The organism is Prochlorococcus marinus XMU1412, assembly GCF_017696315.1.
Taxonomy (GTDB): domain Bacteria; phylum Cyanobacteriota; class Cyanobacteriia; order PCC-6307; family Cyanobiaceae; genus Prochlorococcus_A; species Prochlorococcus_A marinus_AF.
Map to the genome: position 1 here is coordinate 82,786 of NZ_JAAORJ010000001.1, position 23,077 is coordinate 105,862.

At 31.0% G+C, this 23,077-nt stretch carries 27 protein-coding genes; 15 read left to right on the forward strand and 12 right to left on the reverse strand.

Features of this window, described 5'->3' with window-relative positions:
* Window positions 1-17: 17 nt before the first annotated feature.
* The gene (locus tag HA152_RS00415; protein WP_209132419.1) at window positions 18-1,307 is read left to right on the forward strand and encodes a replication-associated recombination protein A; all 1,290 of its coding nucleotides are present in this window, start codon (window positions 18-20) and stop codon (window positions 1,305-1,307) included.
* Here the strand turns inward: HA152_RS00415 and HA152_RS00420 are convergent.
* Window positions 1,304-1,960 (reverse strand): 4'-phosphopantetheinyl transferase family protein, encoded by a 657-nt coding sequence (locus HA152_RS00420; RefSeq protein WP_209132421.1) that lies wholly within the window; start codon window positions 1,958-1,960, stop codon window positions 1,304-1,306. The genes HA152_RS00415 and HA152_RS00420 overlap by 4 nt on opposite strands.
* Between HA152_RS00420 and bcp the strand changes: the two genes are divergently transcribed.
* Window positions 1,960-2,427, forward strand: a complete 468-nt coding sequence (gene bcp, locus HA152_RS00425) for a thioredoxin-dependent thiol peroxidase (RefSeq protein ID WP_032516873.1) — start codon at window positions 1,960-1,962, stop codon at window positions 2,425-2,427. The two genes, HA152_RS00420 and bcp, sit on opposite strands and share 1 nt — an antisense overlap.
* On the opposite strand, the gene HA152_RS00430 is transcribed toward bcp, so the two are convergent.
* Both HA152_RS00430 and HA152_RS00435 read right to left on the reverse strand, forming a co-directional pair.
* Window positions 2,419-3,114: a type III pantothenate kinase gene (locus HA152_RS00430; protein WP_209132423.1), complete on the reverse strand. Its 696-nt coding sequence runs from the start codon at window positions 3,112-3,114 to the stop codon at window positions 2,419-2,421. The two genes, bcp and HA152_RS00430, sit on opposite strands and share 9 nt — an antisense overlap.
* Window positions 3,115-3,129: 15 nt before the next feature.
* Window positions 3,130-3,852 carry a phosphoadenylyl-sulfate reductase gene (locus HA152_RS00435; protein WP_209132425.1) on the reverse strand — a complete coding sequence of 241 codons (723 nt, stop codon included), beginning with the start codon at window positions 3,850-3,852 and terminating at the stop codon, window positions 3,130-3,132.
* Window positions 3,853-3,947: 95 nt separating this feature from the next.
* On the opposite strand from HA152_RS00435, the gene HA152_RS00440 reads away from it, so the two are divergent.
* From HA152_RS00440 to HA152_RS00455, 4 genes are read left to right on the forward strand one after another with little or no spacing between them, the layout of a single operon-like run.
* Window positions 3,948-5,141 carry an NAD(P)/FAD-dependent oxidoreductase gene (locus tag HA152_RS00440; protein ID WP_209132427.1) on the forward strand — a complete coding sequence of 398 codons (1,194 nt, stop codon included), beginning with the start codon at window positions 3,948-3,950 and terminating at the stop codon, window positions 5,139-5,141.
* Between the two features lie 49 nt (window positions 5,142-5,190).
* Window positions 5,191-6,999: an SLC13 family permease gene (locus HA152_RS00445; RefSeq protein WP_209132429.1), complete on the forward strand. Its 1,809-nt coding sequence runs from the start codon at window positions 5,191-5,193 to the stop codon at window positions 6,997-6,999.
* Between the two features lie 4 nt (window positions 7,000-7,003).
* Window positions 7,004-8,407: a potassium transporter TrkG gene (locus tag HA152_RS00450; protein ID WP_209132433.1), complete on the forward strand. Its 1,404-nt coding sequence runs from the start codon at window positions 7,004-7,006 to the stop codon at window positions 8,405-8,407.
* An 18-nt stretch (window positions 8,408-8,425) separates the two neighbouring features.
* Complete coding sequence (locus HA152_RS00455) at window positions 8,426-9,130, forward strand: potassium channel family protein (RefSeq protein WP_011862125.1); 705 nt, start codon at window positions 8,426-8,428, stop codon at window positions 9,128-9,130.
* Between the two features lie 6 nt (window positions 9,131-9,136).
* Here HA152_RS00455 and HA152_RS00460 read toward each other — a convergent pair whose 3' ends face one another.
* Window positions 9,137-9,439 (reverse strand): ribbon-helix-helix domain-containing protein, encoded by a 303-nt coding sequence (locus HA152_RS00460; protein WP_011862126.1) that lies wholly within the window; start codon window positions 9,437-9,439, stop codon window positions 9,137-9,139.
* 117 nt (window positions 9,440-9,556) lie between these two features.
* On the opposite strand from HA152_RS00460, the gene HA152_RS00465 reads away from it, so the two are divergent.
* Together HA152_RS00465 and HA152_RS00470 are read left to right on the forward strand one after the other, a co-directional pair.
* Window positions 9,557-9,895 carry a hypothetical protein gene (locus HA152_RS00465; protein ID WP_209132435.1) on the forward strand — a complete coding sequence of 113 codons (339 nt, stop codon included), beginning with the start codon at window positions 9,557-9,559 and terminating at the stop codon, window positions 9,893-9,895.
* A gap of 34 nt (window positions 9,896-9,929) precedes the next feature.
* Window positions 9,930-10,160: a hypothetical protein gene (locus HA152_RS00470; protein ID WP_011817578.1), complete on the forward strand. Its 231-nt coding sequence runs from the start codon at window positions 9,930-9,932 to the stop codon at window positions 10,158-10,160.
* Here the strand turns inward: HA152_RS00470 and HA152_RS00475 are convergent.
* Window positions 10,138-10,314, reverse strand: a complete 177-nt coding sequence (locus HA152_RS00475; RefSeq protein WP_209132437.1) for a hypothetical protein — start codon at window positions 10,312-10,314, stop codon at window positions 10,138-10,140. The two genes, HA152_RS00470 and HA152_RS00475, sit on opposite strands and share 23 nt — an antisense overlap.
* A 71-nt stretch (window positions 10,315-10,385) precedes the next feature.
* Between HA152_RS00475 and HA152_RS00480 the strand changes: the two genes are divergently transcribed.
* Window positions 10,386-12,011 carry an ABC-F family ATP-binding cassette domain-containing protein gene (locus HA152_RS00480; RefSeq protein WP_209132439.1) on the forward strand — a complete coding sequence of 542 codons (1,626 nt, stop codon included), beginning with the start codon at window positions 10,386-10,388 and terminating at the stop codon, window positions 12,009-12,011.
* Window positions 12,012-12,122: 111 nt separating this feature from the next.
* Complete coding sequence (locus tag HA152_RS00485) at window positions 12,123-12,266, forward strand: hypothetical protein (RefSeq protein WP_209132447.1); 144 nt, start codon at window positions 12,123-12,125, stop codon at window positions 12,264-12,266.
* 4 nt (window positions 12,267-12,270) lie between these two features.
* Here the strand turns inward: HA152_RS00485 and HA152_RS00490 are convergent, their stop codons facing one another.
* The gene (locus HA152_RS00490; RefSeq protein WP_209132449.1) at window positions 12,271-13,392 is read right to left on the reverse strand and encodes a trypsin-like peptidase domain-containing protein; all 1,122 of its coding nucleotides are present in this window, start codon (window positions 13,390-13,392) and stop codon (window positions 12,271-12,273) included.
* 173 nt (window positions 13,393-13,565) lie between these two features.
* Here HA152_RS00490 and HA152_RS00495 point away from each other — a divergent pair, with 173 nt between their 5' ends.
* The 3 genes from HA152_RS00495 to HA152_RS00505 all read left to right on the forward strand — a co-directional run bounded on the left by HA152_RS00495 (window position 13,566) and on the right by HA152_RS00505 (window position 14,453).
* The gene (locus HA152_RS00495) at window positions 13,566-13,829 is read left to right on the forward strand and encodes a DUF2973 domain-containing protein (protein ID WP_025931255.1); all 264 of its coding nucleotides are present in this window, start codon (window positions 13,566-13,568) and stop codon (window positions 13,827-13,829) included.
* Window positions 13,830-13,853: 24 nt separating this feature from the next.
* On the forward strand, window positions 13,854-14,237 hold the full coding sequence (locus HA152_RS00500) for a hypothetical protein (protein WP_209132451.1): 384 nt from the start codon (window positions 13,854-13,856) through the stop codon (window positions 14,235-14,237).
* A gap of 69 nt (window positions 14,238-14,306) precedes the next feature.
* On the forward strand, window positions 14,307-14,453 hold the full coding sequence (locus HA152_RS00505) for a high light inducible protein (RefSeq protein WP_012006908.1): 147 nt from the start codon (window positions 14,307-14,309) through the stop codon (window positions 14,451-14,453).
* Between the two features lie 4 nt (window positions 14,454-14,457).
* On the opposite strand, the gene HA152_RS00510 is transcribed toward HA152_RS00505, so the two are convergent.
* From HA152_RS00510 to HA152_RS00530, 5 genes are all read right to left on the reverse strand, one after another.
* Window positions 14,458-14,799 (reverse strand): hypothetical protein, encoded by a 342-nt coding sequence (locus HA152_RS00510; RefSeq protein WP_209132453.1) that lies wholly within the window; start codon window positions 14,797-14,799, stop codon window positions 14,458-14,460.
* Between the two features lie 11 nt (window positions 14,800-14,810).
* Complete coding sequence (locus HA152_RS00515; RefSeq protein WP_209132455.1) at window positions 14,811-15,725, reverse strand: YihY/virulence factor BrkB family protein; 915 nt, start codon at window positions 15,723-15,725, stop codon at window positions 14,811-14,813.
* A gap of 91 nt (window positions 15,726-15,816) precedes the next feature.
* Window positions 15,817-16,617 carry an inositol monophosphatase family protein gene (locus HA152_RS00520; RefSeq protein ID WP_209132457.1) on the reverse strand — a complete coding sequence of 267 codons (801 nt, stop codon included), beginning with the start codon at window positions 16,615-16,617 and terminating at the stop codon, window positions 15,817-15,819.
* 2 nt (window positions 16,618-16,619) lie between these two features.
* Complete coding sequence (locus HA152_RS00525) at window positions 16,620-18,047, reverse strand: TolC family protein (RefSeq protein WP_209132459.1); 1,428 nt, start codon at window positions 18,045-18,047, stop codon at window positions 16,620-16,622.
* Between the two features lie 25 nt (window positions 18,048-18,072).
* Window positions 18,073-19,452, reverse strand: a complete 1,380-nt coding sequence (locus HA152_RS00530) for a TIGR03279 family radical SAM protein (protein ID WP_209132462.1) — start codon at window positions 19,450-19,452, stop codon at window positions 18,073-18,075.
* Between the two features lie 178 nt (window positions 19,453-19,630).
* Here HA152_RS00530 and HA152_RS00535 point away from each other — a divergent pair, with 178 nt between their 5' ends.
* Window positions 19,631-20,398, forward strand: coding sequence for a DUF3120 domain-containing protein (locus HA152_RS00535; RefSeq protein WP_209132465.1), 768 nt, complete (start codon window positions 19,631-19,633; stop codon window positions 20,396-20,398).
* The gene (nadB, locus tag HA152_RS00540; RefSeq protein ID WP_209132467.1) at window positions 20,398-22,065 is read left to right on the forward strand and encodes an L-aspartate oxidase; all 1,668 of its coding nucleotides are present in this window, start codon (window positions 20,398-20,400) and stop codon (window positions 22,063-22,065) included. The genes HA152_RS00535 and nadB overlap by 1 nt, the downstream gene beginning before the upstream one ends.
* Here nadB and HA152_RS00545 read toward each other — a convergent pair.
* The gene (locus tag HA152_RS00545; protein WP_209132468.1) at window positions 22,055-22,990 is read right to left on the reverse strand and encodes a vitamin K epoxide reductase family protein; all 936 of its coding nucleotides are present in this window, start codon (window positions 22,988-22,990) and stop codon (window positions 22,055-22,057) included. The genes nadB and HA152_RS00545 overlap by 11 nt on opposite strands.
* Window positions 22,991-23,077: the final 87 nt, after the last annotated feature.

Genomic DNA, 23,077 nt, shown 5'->3' on the forward strand with positions numbered 1-23,077 from the left:
TTTTGATTTTTATTTATATGCATTCAGAAAATTTATTTACTAATTATTCTCAAATAGAAAACAATGCACCTTTGGCAGATAAATTAAGACCAAAGAATTTGGAAGATTTTTTCGGTCAACAACCAATCCTGAATGAGAATTCGCTTTTAAGAAGTGCAATAATAAACGATAAGATTAGTAATTTTATTTTTTCTGGCCCTCCGGGTGTTGGGAAAACTACTCTAATTGAAATTATTTCTTTTAATACGCGTTCAAAATTAATTAAGTTAAATGCAGTATTATCAAGTGTTAAAGAATTAAGAAATGAAATTGCTAATGCAAAAGATAGATTAATAAATTCAAAAAGAAAAACAATTTTATTTATCGATGAAGTTCATAGATTTACATCAGTTCAGCAAGACGCTTTATTACCTTCAATAGAAAATGGAACTATAACTTTTATTGGTGCTACAACTGAAAACCCTTTCTTTGCTGTTAATAAAGCGCTTGTTAGTAGGTCTCTTATTTTTACATTACTTCCTTTGGTAGAAAATGATTTGCAGAAAATAATACAAAAAGTCATTACTTACTATTCAAAACAAAAAGATTCAAAAAAAGTTTATTTAACTCAAGATGCTATAAGTCATTTAATTAAATTTTCTGGTGGAGATGCAAGGACATTAATCAATGCGCTAGAGATGGCCATAGAAACAACTGCTGAAAATGATGCTAAAGAAATCAACATTAATCTCTCAATAGCAGAGGATGCACTACAAAAGAAAAATATTGTTTACGATAAAAATGGTCAAAATCATTACGATGTAATAAGTGCCTTTATCAAGTCCATAAGAGGCTCTGATCCAGATGCAACTTTATTCTGGCTTGCGAATATGTTGGAGGCTGGTGAAGATCCTAATTTTATTTTTAGAAGATTACTTATATCTGCCAGTGAAGATATTGGAATAGCTGATCCTAATGCCATAGTAGTTGTACAATCCTGTTGTGATGCTTTTGATAGAGTTGGTTTTCCAGAAGGATTATATTTTTTAACGCAAGCTTCTTTATATTTATCTATTTCTCCAAAAAGTAATAGTACGAAAAGTATTTTTAAAGCAATTGAAACAATCAAATCTACCAATGCTTTTGATGTTCCACTTCATTTAAAAAATAATTCTAATAGTTATGTCAATCCTCATAATTATCCAGGTAATTGGGTCTTACAAGAATATCTTCCTAAATCTTTAAGAGGTTTAAAAATATGGGAACCAAATAATAATGGATGGGAAAAAACTCAATATGAAGAACTGCTTAGAAGAAAAGAAAATTAAAAACTTTTCGAACAACAAATAATCTCAGGATTTAAAGAAGTTTTTTCTTCGTAGGCTAAAGCGATAGTCCAATTATGGAAGTTAATCTGTGAATAATTTAAATGTATATTTTTCTTCTTATGAATTAACTCTTTTGGCTTTTCAAAAAATTGCCAATATTTAATGTCTTTAGCTATTTTTCCATGATCCCATTTTATAGCCGCTTCAACAGCACACCATTGATTTAATATCATATTTTTTGTTAAATAATTATTATGGTTTGATTTATTGGTATGAAAAAAATATTTTTTTGCAAATTTTATATGGTTAAAATCTCTATCTATTCTCTCAATATCAATCCCTATTTTGCCTTTATGCCAGACTATAGTAATGGCATCTTTACAATGACTTAAACTGATATTTCCCATGCCAGAGGGTAAACTTGGAGGTTCTCCAGGTTGAGCATTAATTGGAATTTCTAGGGGGTCTAAATCAAAAAGTGTTGACAGTGATTGTCGCAAATAAGCTCTTGTTTCTAAGAAAATCTTTGATCTTGCATTTGTTAGGTTTTTTGCAGTTTTAATTTCTTCTATAGTTGCGACATCTTGCACACCTTTAATCTCATAAAACCAAATTTTTGGTATTTTATATTCATACTCATTTAATAATTTCAATGGCTCTTAAGGTTGGCGACAAAGCACCAGAATTTAAATTAAAAGATTCTTTTGAAAAAGAAGTTTCTCTTAGTGATTTTAAAGGTAAAAGAATAATACTATATTTTTATCCAAAAGATAATACTCCAGGATGTACTAAAGAAGCATGTAATTTTAAAGAGAATTGGGATTTACTCCAAAAAAATAATATTGTTGTGCTTGGTATTAGTAAAGATAATGCATCCTCTCATCAGAAGTTTATAGAAAAATTTAATTTACCTTTTATTCTTTTAACTGATCCTGAACCTTTCAAAGTTTCTTCTGATTACGATAGCTATGGACTGAAAAAATTTATGGGAAAAGAATATATGGGAATGATGAGAAATACTTTTTTAATTGATACTGAAGGTAACATTGAAAAAATTTACTTAAAGGTAAAAGCAGCAATAATGGCTGATCATATAATTGCAGACCTTGGGTTAAGCTAATTTTTTTATGGACAGGTGGTGTATAATCATCCCCTCCATAACTAAATTAGGAGCATTGATAATATTTTCATTTTTAGTTTTTAGAGATTTTGTTAGTAATTGAGAGTCTCCTCCACAGATTATTAAAATATCCTTTTCGGGGTTAAATAAAATATTAATCACGCCAGTAAGAGAGTTGATTACTCCTTTTAAGATTGCTTCTTCTGTATTAATTAAGAAATCTTTGATCGGAATATCATATTTTTTGGGAACTTTAAGATTTTTTGTATTTTGTTCCATTGATTTTAATTGTGTTAGAAAACCTGGAAGAAGTTGACCTCCAATAATAGATCCATTTGAATTTAATTTTGTTATTGATAATATTGTTCCAAAATCTGCAATTAGCAAATCTTTTTTGAAAGGGTTTTCAATAATTTGTGAAGCGGCAATACAGGCAAAAGCTCTATCCACTCCAAAATAATCAGGAAGATTTGATAATTGGATATCTTTAGTTTTTATTTCATTTTCTTTTTTCAGCAAAAAATTTGGTAGTTTTCCTACAGAAGCCCAAATTAATTGATCAAGATCTATATTGTCGGGAACTTTTTGCTCTTTTTTGGTATGAAAGAATTTAGATTGATTTTTAGAATATTTAGCCCAATGAAGCCTACTATTGCCTACTAATAGAAAATTTATATCTGAGACCATTGTTATATGATCAATTTAATTATTAGTATGTATTCCACATTCTTGTTTAATCCCCCCAAATCTTGTATCTCTGCCTTTTGTTTCAATACCATCGGGACTGCTTGAATGCCAATCTCCTACAGAAGAATAACCTTTGATAAAAAGTGGATGAGCAGGTAAATTATTCTCTTCCATATAATAAAAAATATCTTTATTTGTCCAATTTAATAAAGGTCTTAAAGAGAGTCTTTGACGAATTACGTCTATGAATTTCATTTTGTTTCTATTATCTGTTTGACTTGATCTAACACCGCTTGCCCAGCAAAAAATATCATATTTTTCCAGACCATTTTCTAAAGGTTTTATCTTTCTCAATTCATGATATTTATCTAAATCACTCTCTTTTTTTGTTTCCCAAAGTTTTCCGTATTTGGCCTCCATTCTTGCTGGAGATAATTCACTTTGCAGAACTTCAACTTCTAAGGATAAATTATCAATAAGCTTTTCAGCGTAATGGTATGTTTCTGGAGGAAGATAACCAGTATCTATCCAAAATATTTTGATTTTTTTTTGTAGAGATAATTTACTGACCATATCTAAAAGGACTGATGACTGTATACCAAAACTTGTTGTAATAGCAAATTGATTATCAAACTTTTCATAACCCCATGTAAGCATTCCTTGAGGCTTCATATCTACAAGCTCTTGATTATATTTACTCAAGTGAGTTTGAATATCTTTGTGGATTTTTTCAATCATTCTTCAGTTTGATTATGAGTTTAATTTTATTTCGCTCAATTTAAAAATTATTCGTATAGTTTAATAATACATTTACGCATAACAATATTTCTCTAATGAAATCCATACAAAAACCAATAGTAATAGTTGGAGCAGGTTTTGCAGGTATGACATTTGCTTTGAATTTAAAGAATCTTAATCCTTCTTTACCGATTCTTGTGGTTGACTCTAAAACTAACTTTATATTTAAACCTTTAATGTACGAAGTTTTAAGTAAAGAAATAAGAAGTTGGGAAGCCACCCCAAAATTTGCAAATATTTTTTCAGATGCCGGTATAACTTTTTTAAGAAATTGTTTAACCAAGATTTCCTTCAAAGAAAATATTCTTGAATTTAGTGACGAATTAAAATTAAGTTATCAGTATCTCGTTATTTGTACAGGATCTATTCCAAATAGTTTTTCTATCAAAGGTGTAGATGAAAATTGTTATTTTTTTAATGATGTGCATGATTTAAATAAATTAAATTCTTTTTTAAAAAAATCACAAGATACTGCGTTGCATAAAAAGTTATTCATAGTTGGAGGGGGTCCCTCTGGCATCGAGTTGGCATGCAAAATTAAAGATATATTTACAGACCAATTTGAAATTAATGTAATAGAAAAATCAAACCAAATCCTAAATAAAAACAAAATTTTCAATAGTGAACAAGCAGAGAAGGCATTAGAAAAAAGAAAAATCAACGTTCTTTTGAATTCTACAGTTAATGAAGTCTCAGAAACTAAGATTAGTATTTCTAGCGAGGTTGGAATAACTTCCTTGGATAAAGATATTGTTATTTGGACAGCAGGTGTTAAACCTAATTTGTCTTACTTAGAAACTGATCAAATAACAAAAAAATTCGGACGAATTTTAGTAAATAATAATTTGCAAATAGAAAACCATAAAAACTGTTTTGCTATTGGTGATATTTCAGTTATTGAAGGAATGGAGGATTTACCCATAACTGCTCAGGTGGCTATGCAGGAAGGAAATCATCTTGCTAATAATATAGAACTTTTAATTCAAGGAAAAGATCTTTTACCCTTTGAATTTCAAGATAATGGTGAAATGATTAGCTTAGGAATAGGCGAAGCTTCAATTTCTGGGCTTGGTGTTACTTTATCTGGGAAATTGGCTTTTGAGGCAAGAAGACTTATATATGCTTCCAAGTTGCCTGATATTACAGAAAGCTTAAAATCTGCATCTTCATGGATATTCCAAAAAAAATCTATTTTTAAAAAGTTTCTTAAAAAAGATTATTCGAATTAAACTTTTTTGAAATATTGTTTTTGGGTATATTGAGTTAAATAAGTTTTGTATGAATTTAATTGCAGTAGTTAGTAATAATTTTGATGCGTTTATAACGGTAGTTGTTTTAATAATGTCAATAATTTTGTTTATTAGAAATACTATTGCACCAGAATTGACTGGTTTGTTATGTGTCGGAATATTTATATCTACTGGGGTTCTTTCTCCTGAAAAAGCTTTAGCTGGATTTGGTAGCCCTTCTTTAATTACCCTTATGGGTTTATTTGCAGTTTCCTCAGCATTATTTAAAAGTGGTGCCTTAGACAGAGTAAGAGAATTGATTTCTTCTGAAAGTATTCGAACTCCAAGGAAATTAATTTCTTTAATAGCTTTTTTAATTGCTCCAATATCTGGAATTGTACCTAATACTCCAGTAGTAGCATCTTTGTTACCTTTAATTGAAAGTTGGTGCGAGCGAAAAAATATATCACCATCAAAAGTTTTATTACCTCTTTCTTTTGCTACTTTACTCGGTGGAACTCTGACATTATTAGGTAGCTCAGTAAATCTTCTTGTCAGTGATATTAGTCAACAATTAGGTTATGGAGGTTTGGAATTATTTAGTTTGACATCAATAGGAATTCCTGTGTGGCTTATAGGTACAACCTATATGATTCTAGTTTCTGACGTGCTTTTGCCAGATAGAGGGAGAGATAAGGAGTTTATTAAAAATGGTGATATGAATATATATTTTACCGAAGTTACTATTCCCTCTAGTTCAGAATTAGTTGGACAATCTGTCAGAAATAGTAGATTGCAAAGACGGTTTGACGTTGATGTTCTGGAATTGCAACGAAATGGAAAAGTTATTCTTCCTCCTTTGGCTGATAGAAAGATTGAGCCGGAGGATAGATTAATAATCCGCGTTACGAGGGCAGACTTATTTAGGCTGCAGCAGGAACATACTATTCTGTTAGGAGAAAACAAAACATCTTTCGATGGGGCTAATGTTTTCTCAGATGATGAAGGTACTAAGACCTTTGAAGCCTTGTTACCAGCTGGTTCAACTTTAGCAGGTGCAAGTTTGAGAGAATTAAGATTTAGGCAGCGTCATAATGCAACAGTTTTAGCATTAAGAAGAGGTCAACAAACTGTTCAGGAAAGATTAGGCCAAGCTGTTTTAAGGGCTGGAGATGTTTTATTATTGCAAGCACCGCTAGATTCAATAAGAGGTTTGCAAGCTAGTAATGATTTGCTTATTTTAGATCAATTCGAAGATGACTTACCTTTTTTGATAAAAAAACCTATATCGATAGCAATTGCAATAGGAATGTTGGTTTTGCCTTCGGTTTCTAATATTCCATTAGTCGGTTCAGTTCTTTTGGCTGTGATTGCAATGGTTGCTTGTGGATGTTTAAGACCTGCAGAGATACAAAAATCAATTAGGTTAGACGTTATTTTATTGCTGGGATCTTTATCGTGTTTTAGTGTAGCTATGCAGATAACTGGATTAGCAGATGTAATTGCAGTTAATCTAAACTTTGCCCTTAACGGAATGCCTCTTTATTTTGCACTAGTCGTAATTTTTGTATCTACAGTTATTCTTACGCAATTTATAAGTAATGCTGCTTCGGTTGCTTTGATTTTGCCTGTTGCTATTGAATTCTCAAATGTTTTAGAAATTTCACCAAGCGCTTTAATAATGCTTGTTTTATTCGGTGCAAGTCAATCTTTCTTGACTCCAATGGGTTATCAAACAAATTTAATGGTTTATGGTCCTGGAAGATATAGATTTTTTGATATCGCAAAATACGGAGCTGGATTAACACTTATAATGTCATTTACTGTGCCAGCATTGATAATTTTAAATTACGGGTAATATCGTGAAATTCCCATTCTCAATTTATAAGTTAAAAGATGCTTACAAAAAGCTATCTGTACCTCAATTTACTATTGTTACAGGCTTTTTTATTATTTGCCTTGGAACTTTAATTTTGAGCTCTCCATTATGTTCATCTTCAAAGGTTGGTTTGTGGGAAGCTTTTTTTACATCTACTTCTGCAATAACCGTCACTGGTTTAACTATAATAGACATTGGTGTTGATTTAAATTTCTTTGGCCAAGTTTTCTTAGCTTTTATGCTTTTATCAGGTGGTTTAGGATTAATGGCCATTACAACATTTTTACAAGGGTTTGTTGTAAAGGGGGCAAAGCTAAGAACTAGATTAGATAAAGGAAAGACTTTAGATGAATTTGGAGTTGGAGGAATTGGTCGAACTTTTCAAAGTATTGCTATTACTGCGATTAGTATTATATCCTTGGGTGCAATTGTCTTATATTCTTTTGGATTTGTAGACATTCAAAATAATTGGGAAAGACTATGGTCCTCGATTTTTCACAGCATTTCTGCATATAACAATGCAGGATTTTCGTTAATGTCAAATAGTCTTCAAGACTATAGAACAAATTATTTGGTTAATAGTGTTTTTGTTTTTCTCATTGTTATGGGTGGATTGGGTTGGCGGGTTATTGATGATATTTGGAGTCATAAAAAAAATCTTTCTTATAAGAAATTAAGCCTTCATTCCAGACTAGTTATTAGGACAAGTTTGTCTCTAATATTCTTCGGATCATTAGGATTCTTTATCACTGAATCATTGCTAAATAGTCAATTTTTTAATGATTTAAATTTGTTTGAACGGTTAATGTCATCTATCTTCGAAACAGTTAGTGCTAGAACTGCAGGCTTTACAAATTTTCCGATTTCTTTGAACTCCATCTCAGATACGGGCCTCTTATTATTAATGACGCTTATGTTTATTGGAGCAAGTACAGGAGGTACTGGTGGAGGCATAAAAACAACTACATTTATTGCTTTGATGGCTGCAACTAGATCAACTTTAAGAGGTCAGAAAGATGTAATTATTAGCAATAGATTAATTTCAGATAAAGTTATTCTAAAGGCAGTTGGAATCACAGTTGGATCTTTGCTTTTTGTTCTTTTAATGGCAATGTTGCTTAGTACAACTAATACTTTTGTTAAAAAAGAATCATTCACATTCCTAGAAATTCTGTTTACTTGCATATCTGCATTTGCAACAGTTGGTTTTGATATTGGTTTAACCGCAAAATTAAATCATTTTGGTCAATTTATTCTTATTGTGGGTATGTTTGTGGGCAGACTTGGGATCCTTTTGCTTTTAAGTGCACTTTGGCAGGCTCTTTATAAGAGTAGAATAGATAGACAAAAGAGAATTGGCTATCCTAGGGCTGATCTATATGTTTAGAATTGACTGAGTTTTATTATGGCTGATTGGTGGCAGTGGTCTCAAAAGAGAGAAAATGAAGCACTCACTTTTGCTGTTGTCGGCGTTGGAAGATTTGGAACCGCAGTTTGCAGAGAACTTATTAGTAATGGTGCTGATGTTTTGGCTGCGGATTATTCGGAAAAAGCTATTGATGATTTAAGGCAATTAGAACCTTCGATAGAAGCGAGAGTTGTAGATTGTACTGATGAAGAGTCTATGAAGGAATCGGGAATTCTTGAAATGAATACTGTTGTAGTGGGTATAAGTGAACCTATTGAAGCAAGTATAACTACAACTCTTATTGCTAAGGATAGTGAAGGTAGCAAAGTTAAAAGAGTAATAGCGAGAGCTACTAGTGACTTGCACGAAAAAATGTTAAAAAGAGTAGGTGCAGATAAAGTTGTTTTCCCATCTAGGATGCAAGGAGAAAGATTAGGTTTAGAACTAGTAAGACCAAACCTAATCGAAAGATTGGAACTAGATAATCAAACTGGTATAGATGAAATAACTGTTCCGGAGGAGTTTATTGGAAGATCATTAAGAGATTTAAATTTGAGGAAAAATTATTTAGTAAATGTTCTTGCTGCAGGACCTGCTGAAGAGCTAACAGTTAATCCTCCAGCAAAATATATTTTGGAAAGAGGAAATATTTTGGTAGTTATGGGTAAAACTGTAGATTTACAGAAATTGCCTCAAAATTAATTATTTTTAATCAGATTTTTTATAATATCTAATTCTTTGGGGAGCTCTTTTTAATCTTCTGACGCTTTGTTTTTCAAGTTCATCTCTGAATTTATCAGTATTTAAATTATTTTCTGAAACAGGTGATTTACTTTCTTTTTCGAAATATTTTTTTATACCCTCTTGTATTAACACTTTTGCCATATTACTTACTGTCCTAGATTCATTATCGGCCAAAATAGTTAATTGCTCACATATTAATTCTGGAAGAACTACTTGAATTCTGGGGGATTTAGGCTTCCCATTAGTTGAGTTTTGGCGGGTAGCCATGAGTCAAAGTTGATAACTGTTACTTATTAGTATACACAGTTAGTCAAGGATACTATCTTTGTGTATATTATTAGTAAGGAAATTTATGTCCGTATCAATTAATTGTTTTATTGTCCCATGAAAAATTCAAGAAAAATTGATTCTCCTAAAAGGTCGATAATTGATAAACCGAAAAAAAGATTACTTAATTCTGATTCTCACGATAATGAAAATAGTGACGTTTTGGTGTCAGCTGTAATTAGTCCATATTTGTTAACTCATCTGCACCATATTCTTCAGCAGTCTGAGTATTATGCCCAAAAAGATGGTAGAAAATCTCACGCAGCTAACTTTGCGAAACTTAGAAAAGTTTTATGTTTAGATGCAAGAAGTATGGCAGATGCCTCTGCAAAAGAGATAAAAGATGTGGATAATGATTTATCTAATAATAAATTTAATGAAAAAAATGTAGCTTGAAGTAATAATCTATTAATAAATAGATTTTAAAACCATGTCCAGTAATGCTGAAAAGCTCTATAAGTTAATAGCCAACGATTCCAAAAAGAAACAAAGTTTGTTTATGACAGCCTTAACTAATCCCAAAAAAGCCTTAGATAAAATATGCGATATTGGCAATGAGTTAAATATTTCTGTGACTAAAGAAGAGGTTATTGAATATTTGAGTACTATTGATGATGAGGCAACTAAAATGTGGTTAATCAAGGCTCGGGGAGGTCTTTAGGAAAAGGTTTCGAATAATTATTATTTGGATTAGGAATAGGTTTTATTCTTTTGTTGTAGCCACCTCCACCAGCTAAAGTCCAAAAGAACCAATAACTTGGGATTGCGAGAGCTGCAGCTATGAAAATCACTACAATTTGTTCTATTCTTTTCATGATTTAATTTTATTCCACAAAATATTTTTTAGTAAATAAGCCACAGATTTTGTAAATTCTATTTTAAAACAGTGATTAGATTTGAAAGTGTAAGCAAAATTTATTCTACAGATGTTGTTTTAAAAAATATTAGTTGGGAGATTAAGAAAGGAGAAAAAGTTGGCTTAGTTGGTTCTAATGGTGCAGGTAAATCAACCCAATTTAAGATTTTAATTGGAGAGGAAGAGCAAACAAGTGGAACGATCATCAAAGAGGGAAATCCTAAAATTGCCCATTTAAAGCAAGAGTTTGATTGTAATTTGAATTTTTCAGTGAGACAGGAATTAGAAAGTTCTTTTAAAGATATACAAATTGTTGCCATTAAACTTTTAGAAATTGAGAATAAAATGAAATCGTTGGATATAAAAAAAAATTCCGATGAACTTGAAATTTTTGTCAATCAACTCGCAAAATATCAAGCAAAATTTGAAGCTTTAGGTGGTTATAAAATGCAATCTGATGTAGAAAAAATATTACCAAAATTGGGCTTTTCTATAGAAGATGCTGATCAATTAGTTGGCAATTTCTCAGGTGGTTGGCAGATGAAAGTTGCACTTGGAAAAATAATCTTACAAAAACCTGATTTACTTTTACTGGATGAACCAACCAATCATTTAGATTTAGAAACTATTTTTTGGTTGGAAGAATATCTATCATCGCTCAAAATTGCTGTGATTATAATTAGCCATGATAGATATTTCTTAGATAAATTATGTAAAAAAATAATTTTTGTAGATAGAGGAACATCTGAAACATACAATGGGAACTATTCTTTTTTTGTCGAACAGAAATCTTTGAATGAAGAATCACAAAATAAGGCATATCAATTACAACAAAAAGAAATTGAGTTACAGAAGAGGTATATAGATAGATTTAGAGCTAGTGCAACTAGAAGTTCTCAAGCAAAGAGTAGAGAAAAACAATTAAAAAAGATTTCTAAAATTGAGTCTCCCATAGCAAAATCAAAAAGTCCTGTTTTTAATTTTCCAGAGTGCCCTCGCTCAGGAAAATTAGTTCTAAATATCAAAAATTTGTCTCATAGTTTCGAGGATAAAATTCTTTTTTTAGATATTAATTTAAAGATTTCTTCTGGGGAGAAAATAGCAATATTGGGACCTAATGGCTGCGGCAAATCTACATTGCTTAAAATTATTATGAAAAAAATATCTCCTGAAATTGGAGACATTAATCTTGGTAAACATAATATAATTACTAGCTACTATGAACAGAATCAGGCTGAAGCACTTTCATCTGACGAAAGGGTTATTGATTTAATATGTAATAAGTCTCCAGAATGGTCCCAAAAAAAAGTTAGAACATTTTTAGGGGGTTTTGGCTTTCAAAATGAAACTGTTTTTAAATATATTAAACAACTCAGTGGGGGAGAAAAGGCAAGATTAGCATTAGCGCTCATGATTATTAATCCTAGTAATTTCCTTCTTTTGGACGAACCAACTAATCATTTGGATCTGCAATCTAAGGAAAACTTAGAATTAGCAATTAAAAATTATAAAGGTTCATTATTAATCATTTCTCATGATCGGTATTTTATTTCAAAGGTTGCAAATAGAATTATTGAAATTAAAGATTCAAAGTTATTTTCATATGATGGTAATTACGAATATTTTTTAGAAAAAACTCAAAGCCAAAAAATTTGATTACTTTTAATAAAATTTACAATTGGCTAAGTAAGATCACTCATTTATCTTTACATAGTTTACCGTCCTTGATTAATCTTAAAAATACAAAAATAGGTTTTAATAATTTAAATGAAAAATTACGATTTCCAAGAAAAACATCTTCAAATTTCTGATCCTATTGAAAGTTATTTTGAATGCATTACTTCCTGCGATATAAGGGATGGTGGATGTATTTCTAGATGTGTGGAAATACTTAAACGGAATGAAAATTAAATTTTTAGTTATTTTGTAGATTAGTAATATCAGTTGGTATTACTTTTAATTTAATAAATTTATTTTTACGCTTCAATAATATAGTTGCTTGTTTTTTGATACCATTTTTACTAATTTGTTCTATTACGTCTGATGCGGTTTCAATATCTTTATTGCCTATTTTAATTAAAATATCATCTATTTTGATTCCACTTTTTTCAGCTGGACTGTTCGGTACTACATATCCAACTTTTACGACATTATTTTTTCTCTCAGAAATACTTTCTTCTATTAGGCTAATTCCAATCATAGGATGTATTACTTTCCCATTGTTTAAAAGTTGATAGGCAATTTCCTTAGCTTTATTAATTGGGATTGCGAAACTTAAACCCGCTCCTGGGCCTGATCTTATCAACGTATTAATACCAATTACTTCTCCATCGCTATTCAATAGTGGACCTCCAGAATTGCCAGGATTAATAGCAGCATCAGTTTGTATCAGTTCAAGTTTTTTATCATATATTCCTAATTGAGTTACGTTTCTATTTAGATTACTAATAATACCAAGCGTAACTGTGTTTTCCAGTCCGAATGGATTCCCAACTGCTATAGCCCAATCACCAACATTAATCTTTGAAGAATCGCCCAATTTTGCTTTTGGCCAAGGCCCTCTCCCTTCAATCTTTAGCACAGCTAAATCAGTAAAAGAGTCTTGGCCTATCAGTTTAGCATTTAATTTTTTGCCATTGGTTAAACCTACAATTACCTTATCTGATCCATTCACTACATGAGCATTGGTCATTACAAGTCCATCTGCAAATATAAATCCACTGCCTTGGTTTTGCTCTATCCTTGGTCGATTTTCGTTAGGCAAATCTAATCCAAAAAATCTTTCAAAATATGGGTCTAGAAATAGTTGAGAATTTCTTGGAAAATTTCTTTTTTTAACATATCTTTGCGTATCAATTGTGACCACAGCTGCACCGGTTCTTTCTACAGCTTTAGTTATAAAAGATTTGTTCGAATATAAATTAACTTCATTAATTTTTGGTTTACTTAATTGTTGCGATATGACTTTTGCAGGATATCTAATGCCCACTGTAATTAATGAGGTGATTAGTAATAGATTTTGGATGTCTCTTTTCAATTTTGATTTTTTTATGTTCTTCGAGAGATTTAATACACCATATAAGTGTAATTTAAATATACCTACTAATTAAATTTATTGAATCAAGAGAATAATTTAATAACTTAAAGTAGCTAAATTTCTTTTTTTCGGGCTATGATGTTAAAAATAAAACTAACTAATTTATAAGTTCGATGACTATCCTATTTCCAATAATATATTCTGCAGCCTTAACTTATTTAGTTTGGAAAGCATTTAAAGTTATGTCTAATGGCTGGGGTATATCCGATAATAAAAATCAACGATTGAGTACTTCCAGTTTTAAACAAAAAAAGTACACAATACATCCAGAACTTTTAGATAAATCAGGAAATATAACAGAAGAGGAGCTACTAACAGTGAGATTTTCTAATGACAATGACTCTACATTAGAAGAAAAAGGTTCAACAACTGATTAATCAAACTATATCTAAGGAAAAAAATTGGAATTAAGAACAAAAATTGTCTCAGCAGTAATAAGATCACTCAAGTTACCACCAAGGTTTCGTTTAAGAATGGTTAAAGAAGATCCAGTGAGACTTGAACTAAGTCTTACTCCTTCTTACGGTAAAAATCCAGTAATTGTTGGTATAGTTGAATCTTTAGACTTAGTCGCTCGAAGAGATAGAGAAGGTAGACTACCCAGAGATCTTCAAGGGACTTGGGATTGGACAGTAAGACATGGAAAAGTTAGTACAGGAGGTTGGAATCCTATGTTAAAAGAGGCATTGCAAACAATGTTTGATACAGGATTGCCAGCTATTGTATTCGAGGAGTTAACTGGAGATGAGTATCGACCTGTTGATGGTGTAAGACATGTTAAATAAATAATTAATTTTTTATCATAAATTCTTCCTTAAAACGTTAAAATAGCTTGATAGATAACCTAGTTAATTATGAATAATGACAATCAACCAAGATTTGGGTTCGTAAATTTCGCAGAAACTTGGAATGGCCGTATGGCAATGATGGGTATTTTGATTGGGCTTGGTACTGAATTAATTACTGGACAAAGTATTCTTCGACAAATTGGAATAGGCTAGTATTCTACTTAATTTCTTCTGCTTCCACTTCAATGGTACTTTCACTAGGCTTTTTATTTAATTGATTTTTCTTACTTATATTCTCTAAATCTGCACCGCAATTCATGCAGGTTTCACTTAAACCTAATGATATTGCCCCACAATTGTTGCATGTATTAATTTTAGATTTGTAAGAGTTAAAACCCATAAACACTAAAACTAATAATAGAAGAGGAATTAAAAATAAAAGAAGTAGGATATTTCCAACAAAGCTAATGAAAAAGTTAAATCCAAAAATTGGAATAACAATGAGTATGATTAATGAGTAGGTAAGAAGATTTTTATTAGCTTTTAGAAAATAATTCACCTTAGTTATCCTTATCTATAATTTCTTTTTTTATTTACTAAGGTCATACTAGCAATTACTACGCTCCAACATTGTCCAAAATATAAAATTACTCCTAATAGCCATACCCACAAAGTAAGTACAAGAAAACCTCCAATAAAACCATATGCTTGAAATCTTACTCCAAGTGAGAGAATACTTTTACTTACTGCTAGGTTCAAAGTGGTTAGGCCAATTCCAATAAGAAAAGATCCGGGTAAAAGTGGTTTCAATGGAACTTTTCTACTAGGTAAAAGTGCTTGTAATAAAAGAGCCATTAAAGAAAAGCCAATTAGTGGTATTGCAAACTGACCAACCTGTAATAGCGGCAACTTTAATAATAAATCTGAAATAAGATTATTAGATTTTGAAAGATTTTCTAAAACGTTACTTGGTATCATCCTAAGATTTGCACTAATTTGATCTAGTACCATTAGAAAACCAATAAAGAATACTATTAAAAAGGCTTCAACTCTATTTCGGAGAAACTTCGAAGCTTGCACTCTCCAAGCAGCATTAACTTTTTTAGAAGGAATTTCGTCCTCCCAAAGCCTATCCGAACCTCTTTGAAGAGATAGATATGCATTTCCTGCGGTAAAAAGCAGAAACATAGCCCCAAGAATACCTGCTCCAAAACCTTGATCTATCAAATTAAATAAAGTTGTCTCTACTAACTCAACTACTGAAGGAGGTAAAAGCTGAGCAGCAATGGCAATTATTTGTTGATCTAATCCTTCTTGTTTCCCTAGGAACCATGAAGCTATTGAAAGAGAAATTAGAAGGATGGGAAAAAATGATTGAAGTGTGTAGTATGCAAATGCAGCGCTTAAATCAACACAATCAGATTTGCTCCATCGCTCACAAGCTCCCCATAAACTTTTCAGTATCCATGTTGAACTTCTCTGCATATTAATTTTCTTCAAATATTTTATTTATTTACTTAATTTTTATTGTATCTGATTAAGAAATTTTTCAAGCAATTTTTTATTTATGATGCAACTATTTTTCTAATAATAAATTGCCCCATGGCTTTAAAATTTCAAATTTTTCTATAGATCTACAAGCAATTAATGGAAAATTAACATCGCTCAAGTCTTCTCCTGAAACTAAATTTAAAGGATCTTTTTCTAACCACTCTAAAGAACAATTGAGTTCTTCTAAGAGTAGCCAGGCGGCTGCAATATCCCATATCTTTGGGGTTGATTCTATTGCACCGAAAGTTTGTCCCATCGCTACACTCGTAAGATTTAAACTCGATACACCTAGGAGTCTGATTTTGCCAGGAAATACTGAGTTTGGTTTTTTTTGTAAAATTTTTATTGATCTACTACATAAAGAAATGCATTCACTTTGAAGATTATTTTGGCTAGGATCTATTTTCTTGTTATTCAACCAAACCCCTTTACCTTTAATTGATACAAACTTTTTTTTCAATGTAGGAATTATTAAAAAAGAAGATTGTGGTTTACCATCAACGAACCTTGCCACAGATATAGACCAGTAAGGAATACCGGCAGCAAAATTTGTTGTCCCATCGAGTGGATCGACCACCCAGTAAGCTTTTGAATTTGGAATTAATTTTTGCCCTTCTTCACTAAGGACGCCTTCACCTGGAGCTATTGAAGCTAAGCCATCTACGATTGTTTTGTCACTCCATAAATCACAACTTGTTAATAATGATCCATCTGCTTTATTGCTGGCGCTAATATTTCCAAAATCTTTTGTTTGTCGTTGACTAACCAATTCAAATAAAGAATCTAATTCACGTAGTTGCTTATTGGTTAAATTTAGTGGATTCATATTTATAAATTGCAAATAGACTCTGTATCTCTAATTTTAGTATTATTACTACCCAAACAATTTTTACTTTTATCAAGGAAAGTTAATCTTTCTAATTCATCAACATTCAGATTGTAATTATATATTGCATTAATATTTTTTGATTTCGCATTACTTAATTCACTTTGCCTAATAAGAACATCTTTTAAAGTTGATATTCCCACATCATATCTAAGTCTAGAAAGTCTTACAGATTCTTTACTAGAGTCAATTTCTTTAAGAGAAGAGATTATTTTTTCTTCATTTAATTTAAGATTTAAATAAGCTTTACTAATACTTGTGGTTAAAACATTTTTTAGATTTTCATAAGCAAATTTTTCGGATTCTGCATCTGCTATTTTTGATTTGTAGGAGTTCTTATTTTGTCCGCCATCAAAAATACTCCATGCAAAATTTAGACTTATGGTATTTGTATAATTAGATCCAGATTTTGCAGAGTCGATATTAGTTGTAAGAGAGTCCCCCTTTGAAAATGTACTAGATAATGAATTACTAATATAGATATTTGGCTTATTTTGAGCTAAAAAGCTCTCTGCTTGGTTCTTTTTGATTGATTTTTGAAGAATCAGGTTTTTTAAGGAAAGATTTTTATCCAAACCCTCATTAATATTCTTATTCAATTTATGATTCCAAAACCCTATAAGATTTTGTTCTTTATTAGTTTGGAAATCGCCCTTAATATTAAGAATCTCTTTAAGAGAAATTTTATTAATTTCATGTTCTATTTTCTTTTCATTAAGTAATTGTTGATCTCGAGATAATTGAGCTTCTGCTTCAAGAACTTCAAATTTTGTACCAATTCCAGCATCTAGCTTCGCTTTAGCATTTTCTAAACTTGTAATTGATAAATCAAGTGTGAATTTTTTATTTTGAATATCTTGAGATGACTTTTTGTATTTGTGATATCTGATTCTTGCTTCTTGAATTAAATCTTTTTTCTTAATTTCGTAATTATTTTCTGCAATTTTGTAATTTGTTTTGGCAATTTTAATTTCAAATCCTTTTAGCGGGGCAATTACATCCCATTTTATATTCAAGGAGGGGTTAGCCGTAAATTGTGATGTTTTTAAAGTAGATGAATTGCTACTGTACTTTTTACTTACGACATATTTTGGTAACCCATTGGCTTGAAAATCTAAGGATGGGTATCTTTGGGCAATTTGACTGGAAAGATTAAAGCTTGCAGAGGCTACTTGGTTTTGTAATGATTTTAATTCATTATTATTTAATATAAGTTTTTCTATTTCTTGATAATCAACAAAAGTAATATTTGATTTTTCTTCTAAAACATTATCAATGTAATTTTTTATTTCGCTCGATAGAACATTCAAGGTATTCATACTTAGAGTAAGCGGAAATAATAAGAAAGGATTTATTACTCTTCTAAGCATGTTTTATAGTTTCGAAAATATTCGATTAACCAATCAAAGTATTAATAATATCATTTGAATCATCAAGAACGTGAATTTTAGTATTTATTTGATTCTCAACTTCTTGAATATTTTTATCATCTAAAAATAAATCAGTATTAATTTTTAACATAATAGATGGTATATAAACAGCTTCTCCTAAATCCTTATTTTTAAGCCCGTAAATTAGATCTTCTCCAGTAAGAAGACCTGTAACAACTTGATCTTGACCCCAATAAATACTTGGCAAACCATATAAATTAATTGTTAATCCATTAATTAAGTTTAATTTCTTAACCGTAGGAATTAGGGCTTCATAAACTAATTTACCAACAATCCAACTAACTTTTTTTGGCTTTTTTACTTTTTGGGGCAGGTCTTGAGTCTTCTCTCTTAATGCTTCTAGAAAGTTTCTAATAGTTCCAACTCCATTAGATTCTTGTGGCATATTTTCGTAGCTTTTGTAACTAGGTAAATTTGTACCAGCAATTAAATACCATTCGTCTGCTAGCCAACAAAAACGAGTCCCAAGAGTAATTTGTAGAGAGGTTTGAATTCTCTCTACTTGTTTAATAGTTTTTTTTGCGTATTCAGGGCTGATTGATTTCAATCCATCATTTTCAGGTCTAAATTTTGTAAGTCCTACAGGAACTATTGCCACTGACAGTACTGTTTGAGAGGTTTTTTTGTAGAATTCAGCAAGTTGCAAAATTGATTTCTCAAGAATATCCCCATCATTTATATCTGGACACACAACAATTTGAGCATGTATTTGAATAGAGTTTTTTTCAAACCAAGAAATTTGATCAAGTATCATTCCTGCTTTTTTATTTTTTAATAATTTTTCTCTTGTGGCGGGATCAGTAGCATGAACTGAAATAAAAAGTGGGGATAGTTTTTGCATAGCAATCCTTTCCCAGTCTTCTTTTTTTAAATTCGTGAGAGTTAAATAAGAGCCATATAGGAAACTTAATCTATAATCATCATCTTTTATATATAGGCTTTTTCTTTTACCACTTGGCTGTTGATCAATAAAACAAAATGGACATCGATTATTGCATTGCTTGATTGAATCAAATAATGCATCTTTAAAATTTATACCTAAATTGACGTCTTGATCTTTTTCAATGTTTATATTGTGAATCTCATGATTTTTATCTAAAACTGATATGTCTAAAATTTCTTCACTAATCAGAATCTGATAATCAATTAAATCTCTTGGTTTTTTCCCATTAATACTAATAATTGAATCACCTGATTCAAATCCTATTTCTTCAGCAATAGAATTAGCTTCAATACTTTCAATTTCTGCAGGGTTTATTTTATAAGTAATATTAGGAACTAAAAGATCAATGGGATCTTCCGTGTAATTAATTTCTTGCCACACAATTTAAGGCCAAATACTCTTATTTATATTTATTCTAAACTTATATATGACTCAAAGTGTATTAAATACTTTTAAAAAACTAAAGATAGGTGTGAAATTATGGGCCTTTTATTTATTAAAATATGGCATTCGCAGTTTTCTAAAACACGATTTAGATTAATCAAAATAACCTTTTTCATTGAAAGAATTAATTACAAAAAATTTAGAAGTAAAAGATAAATTCAACTATGAATCCCATAAGACAGTTGATTCATATGAAAATAGTTTTTTATCAAATCCTATATCTTTAAGATTGTGGTCTTCTTTTTTTGTAATTTTACCTATTTTTGTTCAAGCACCTTGGGTTAGATTAGAACCAATAAGTGCTCTTTGTTTTACTTTTGTGATTGTCTTAGTGGCAATTGTTTTGAATCAGAAAGGATCAAATAAGTGGTTTATTGTCAGTTCATTATTACTTGGTATATCAGGTAGTTGGCTTGGTGGATGTTTGTTCTGGGGATGGTTAAGCCCATTTCCTATCCTACACATACCTGTTGAAGCTGTAGTTCTCCCATTAGCTTTAATTGGATTTGGTACTAATTGGAAAATAGGTTCAAGTTTTTATATCTCTTCTTTATTTGGAACCGCAGTTACCGACATTACAATATTTTTAATCGGAATCATGGACCAATGGAGGCAGGTAATTACAGCAGATTCTGAAAATGCACCCATGATTCTTCAAAAAACTTCAGAGAGTCTTATTCAAATAAAATCATTATCCATTATCATTTTTGTTGCTCTTATACTTTGGTTTATTTCAAAAGAAATTTTAGATTCTGGCACAATTAATACTACTAGTGGTAAAGCACTCTTAGTTTCTGGTTACGTAATTCAAACGACATTAATTGTTGATGGTATTTTTATCGTTTTAGCAATTCTACAACCAACTTTTAGTGGCTTGGTTTAATGTTAAGGCCTCCATTTTCGCAAGAACCGATACCAATAAATAATTGGGATGTAATCGTTATAGGCGCTGGAGCTGCTGGCCTTATGACTTGTCTTGAATTGCCCTCAAATTTAAAAGTGCTTCTTTTAAATAGAAATACTAGTAAGGTATCTTCCAGTAGATGGGCTCAAGGAGGAATTGCATCTGTTGTTAGACAAGATGATTCATTTGATCTTCATGCTGAGGATACTTTAAAAGCAGGTGATGGACTATGTGATGTTCAAGCTGTAGAAATGCTTGTTAAAGATGCCCCAGGCTGTGTAGAAAGGTTGCAGAATTTAGGGATGATTTTTGATCAAAGTTCTGATCAACTAGCTACTACCTTGGAAGCAGCCCATTCACGAAGAAGAGTCTTACATGTTAAAGATCGTACTGGAAGAGCATTAGTAGAAGTTCTAGAAGATCATATTGAGAATCAAAAAAATATTCTTCACTGCAGGGGTGTAAGAGTAACTGAACTTCTCATTGAACATCAAGAATGTAGAGGAGTTCAGGTTCTTGATGGAGCAAATTTATACTGGATTAAATCTAGAGCTGTTGTTTTGGCTACAGGTGGGGGTGGGCACTTATTTACAAATACAACTAATCCTGCTCAATCCTCTGGTGAAGGGATTGCTCTTGCATGGAAAGCAGGAGCTGCTATCGAAGATTTAGAGTTCGTGCAATTTCATCCAACAGCTTTAAAATTTTATGGTGCACCTTGCTTCTTAATATCTGAGGCACTTAGAGGGGAAGGAGCGATTTTAATTGATAAAAATGGTGAAAGTCCAGTTAAAAATCTTGAAAATCGTGATCTAGCTACTAGAGATCAGGTAAGTAGAGCAATTATGAAAAATATGCATGATAATAATGTAGATCATGTTGGCTTAGACCTGCGGTATATTGACCCAGAAAAAATTGTAGAGCGCTTCCCTACGATCTTAAGTCGATGTCAGGATTATGGCGTTAACCCTTTAAATGAGGTTATTCCCGTAGCTCCTGCAGCTCATTATTGGATGGGAGGTATTAAAACTGATCTAAATGCATGTTCAACAAGAAAAGGATTATATGCTGTTGGAGAAGTGGCTTCTACAGGTGTGCATGGTGCTAATAGACTTGCAAGTAATTCACTGATGGAGTGTCTTGTTTTCGCAAGAAAAATGTCTTCAATTGTTTTGAATGACCTTTCTAAATTTGAAAAATTTGATAGATCATTTCAAAAGTTAGATATTGAAGATCCTAAAGAAGATCAAATTTCTATAATTGCCGAAAAAATTGATGAACTAAGAAAATTATGTTGGTTAAATTTAGGTGTATCTAGAAATAAGGTAAATATGAGTAAATTTTTAAATTACATTCAAAATGACATAAATAAATTAAATAAAAATGATTTACTAAATAGTCTTGAAAAAATAAAATTTGATCAAAAAATAAAACTTAGTGAACGCAATAGAAGAGCATTAAATCTTTTACTTGATTTAAAGAATAGACAAATAACCACCATAACTTTATTAAAAGCTTGTCTATTTAGAGAAGAAAGTAGAGGAGGACATTATAGAGATGATTTCCCTGATAAAGATAAAAATTGGGAATGCCATACTAGACAACAGTTAGATCAAAAAATTCAAAAAAGATTTATTAAAAATTAAGATCTCCCTGATAGTCTGTTTTTGTTGCTAGTTCATTTAACTCACGCGTACCACTAATAATTTCTCCATTTATTTCCCATGAGGGAAATCCACTGATTCCTTTCGTTTGGCAGAGCTCATACTCATTTTCTTTTCCATCTTTAGCACATTCAATTACTCTTAATTCTTTAACTGCTTCCTGACCAAATAATTGTTTCTGATCGTGGCAATGCGGACACCAGTATGCACTATACATAACGATATTGTTTTCACTTAAAAATTTTGCAAACTTTACCTTCTGGGGAGAGCTTGAAGTGGTAATAATTGGCGATACATTTTCAGTGGGGTTTGCAACATCAATAGCATTAGAGGGGTCAACGTTTGTTGACCAAATTAGGCCCCCCAGCAGGACACTAATGGCTACAATGAAACCTCTAAAAATCATAGGTTCTCTACTTTCGAACTTTGCTCCAATCATAGAAATAATAAAGATAGAAAACGATAAAATTGCTGAAAGTATACAAAAAAAGCAATATGCCTGAATCTTAAAAAACATTATATTTATCAATAAAAAGCTAAATGTTGATGACGCACAAGAAATTAGAAATACTAACCACCATAAAAACTTATTTAGTTTTTCTTTCGGGGAAAATAAATTAAGCGAGAGTATTACTGTGATAACTAATATTGATAAATATGTTATGAATCCAGCTAATGAGAGAGGTATATTAACTTGATTATTTTCAAATAAAGTACCCCAAGGACTATTTAAAACTGTTTCACAACCATTTTGTATACCTGGGCATGAAAGCGAAGTAAATAATCCCCAGTTTTTTAAAGTAATCGAACCTGTATCAACTATGCCTATTGTGCTAAGTATTGCGATTATGATTTTTGGCCATTTTAAATCTTTTTTATTTCTTCTGTTTAAAGTCTTAAGGGCCATATAAAAAGAAAGTTTGTTATTTACATTATCTATCCTAATATTATCTTGGCATGAGAGTTATATACGAAATGCTGTTTTAATCTTTTA

What these genes read in the sequence shown, in the direction of transcription:
- HA152_RS00415 (WP_209132419.1), top strand. Translation starts at nt 18, where the DNA reads ATGCATTCAGAAAATTTATTTACTAATTATTCTCAAATAGAAAACAAT.
- bcp (WP_032516873.1), top strand. Translation starts at nt 1,960, where the DNA reads ATGGCTCTTAAGGTTGGCGACAAAGCACCAGAATTTAAATTAAAAGAT.
- HA152_RS00430 (WP_209132423.1), bottom strand. Translation starts at nt 3,114, where the DNA reads ATGGTCTCAGATATAAATTTTCTATTAGTAGGCAATAGTAGGCTTCAT.
- HA152_RS00435 (WP_209132425.1), bottom strand. Translation starts at nt 3,852, where the DNA reads ATGATTGAAAAAATCCACAAAGATATTCAAACTCACTTGAGTAAATAT.
- HA152_RS00440 (WP_209132427.1), top strand. Translation starts at nt 3,948, where the DNA reads ATGAAATCCATACAAAAACCAATAGTAATAGTTGGAGCAGGTTTTGCA.
- HA152_RS00445 (WP_209132429.1), top strand. Translation starts at nt 5,191, where the DNA reads ATGAATTTAATTGCAGTAGTTAGTAATAATTTTGATGCGTTTATAACG.
- HA152_RS00455 (WP_011862125.1), top strand. Translation starts at nt 8,426, where the DNA reads ATGGCTGATTGGTGGCAGTGGTCTCAAAAGAGAGAAAATGAAGCACTC.
- HA152_RS00460 (WP_011862126.1), bottom strand. Translation starts at nt 9,439, where the DNA reads ATGGCTACCCGCCAAAACTCAACTAATGGGAAGCCTAAATCCCCCAGA.
- HA152_RS00465 (WP_209132435.1), top strand. Translation starts at nt 9,557, where the DNA reads ATGAAAAATTCAAGAAAAATTGATTCTCCTAAAAGGTCGATAATTGAT.
- HA152_RS00470 (WP_011817578.1), top strand. Translation starts at nt 9,930, where the DNA reads ATGTCCAGTAATGCTGAAAAGCTCTATAAGTTAATAGCCAACGATTCC.
- HA152_RS00475 (WP_209132437.1), bottom strand. Translation starts at nt 10,314, where the DNA reads ATGAAAAGAATAGAACAAATTGTAGTGATTTTCATAGCTGCAGCTCTC.
- HA152_RS00485 (WP_209132447.1), top strand. Translation starts at nt 12,123, where the DNA reads ATGAAAAATTACGATTTCCAAGAAAAACATCTTCAAATTTCTGATCCT.
- HA152_RS00495 (WP_025931255.1), top strand. Translation starts at nt 13,566, where the DNA reads ATGACTATCCTATTTCCAATAATATATTCTGCAGCCTTAACTTATTTA.
- HA152_RS00505 (WP_012006908.1), top strand. Translation starts at nt 14,307, where the DNA reads ATGAATAATGACAATCAACCAAGATTTGGGTTCGTAAATTTCGCAGAA.
- HA152_RS00515 (WP_209132455.1), bottom strand. Translation starts at nt 15,725, where the DNA reads ATGCAGAGAAGTTCAACATGGATACTGAAAAGTTTATGGGGAGCTTGT.
- HA152_RS00520 (WP_209132457.1), bottom strand. Translation starts at nt 16,617, where the DNA reads ATGAATCCACTAAATTTAACCAATAAGCAACTACGTGAATTAGATTCT.
- HA152_RS00525 (WP_209132459.1), bottom strand. Translation starts at nt 18,047, where the DNA reads ATGCTTAGAAGAGTAATAAATCCTTTCTTATTATTTCCGCTTACTCTA.
- nadB (WP_209132467.1), top strand. Translation starts at nt 20,398, where the DNA reads ATGTTAAGGCCTCCATTTTCGCAAGAACCGATACCAATAAATAATTGG.
- HA152_RS00545 (WP_209132468.1), bottom strand. Translation starts at nt 22,990, where the DNA reads ATGGCCCTTAAGACTTTAAACAGAAGAAATAAAAAAGATTTAAAATGG.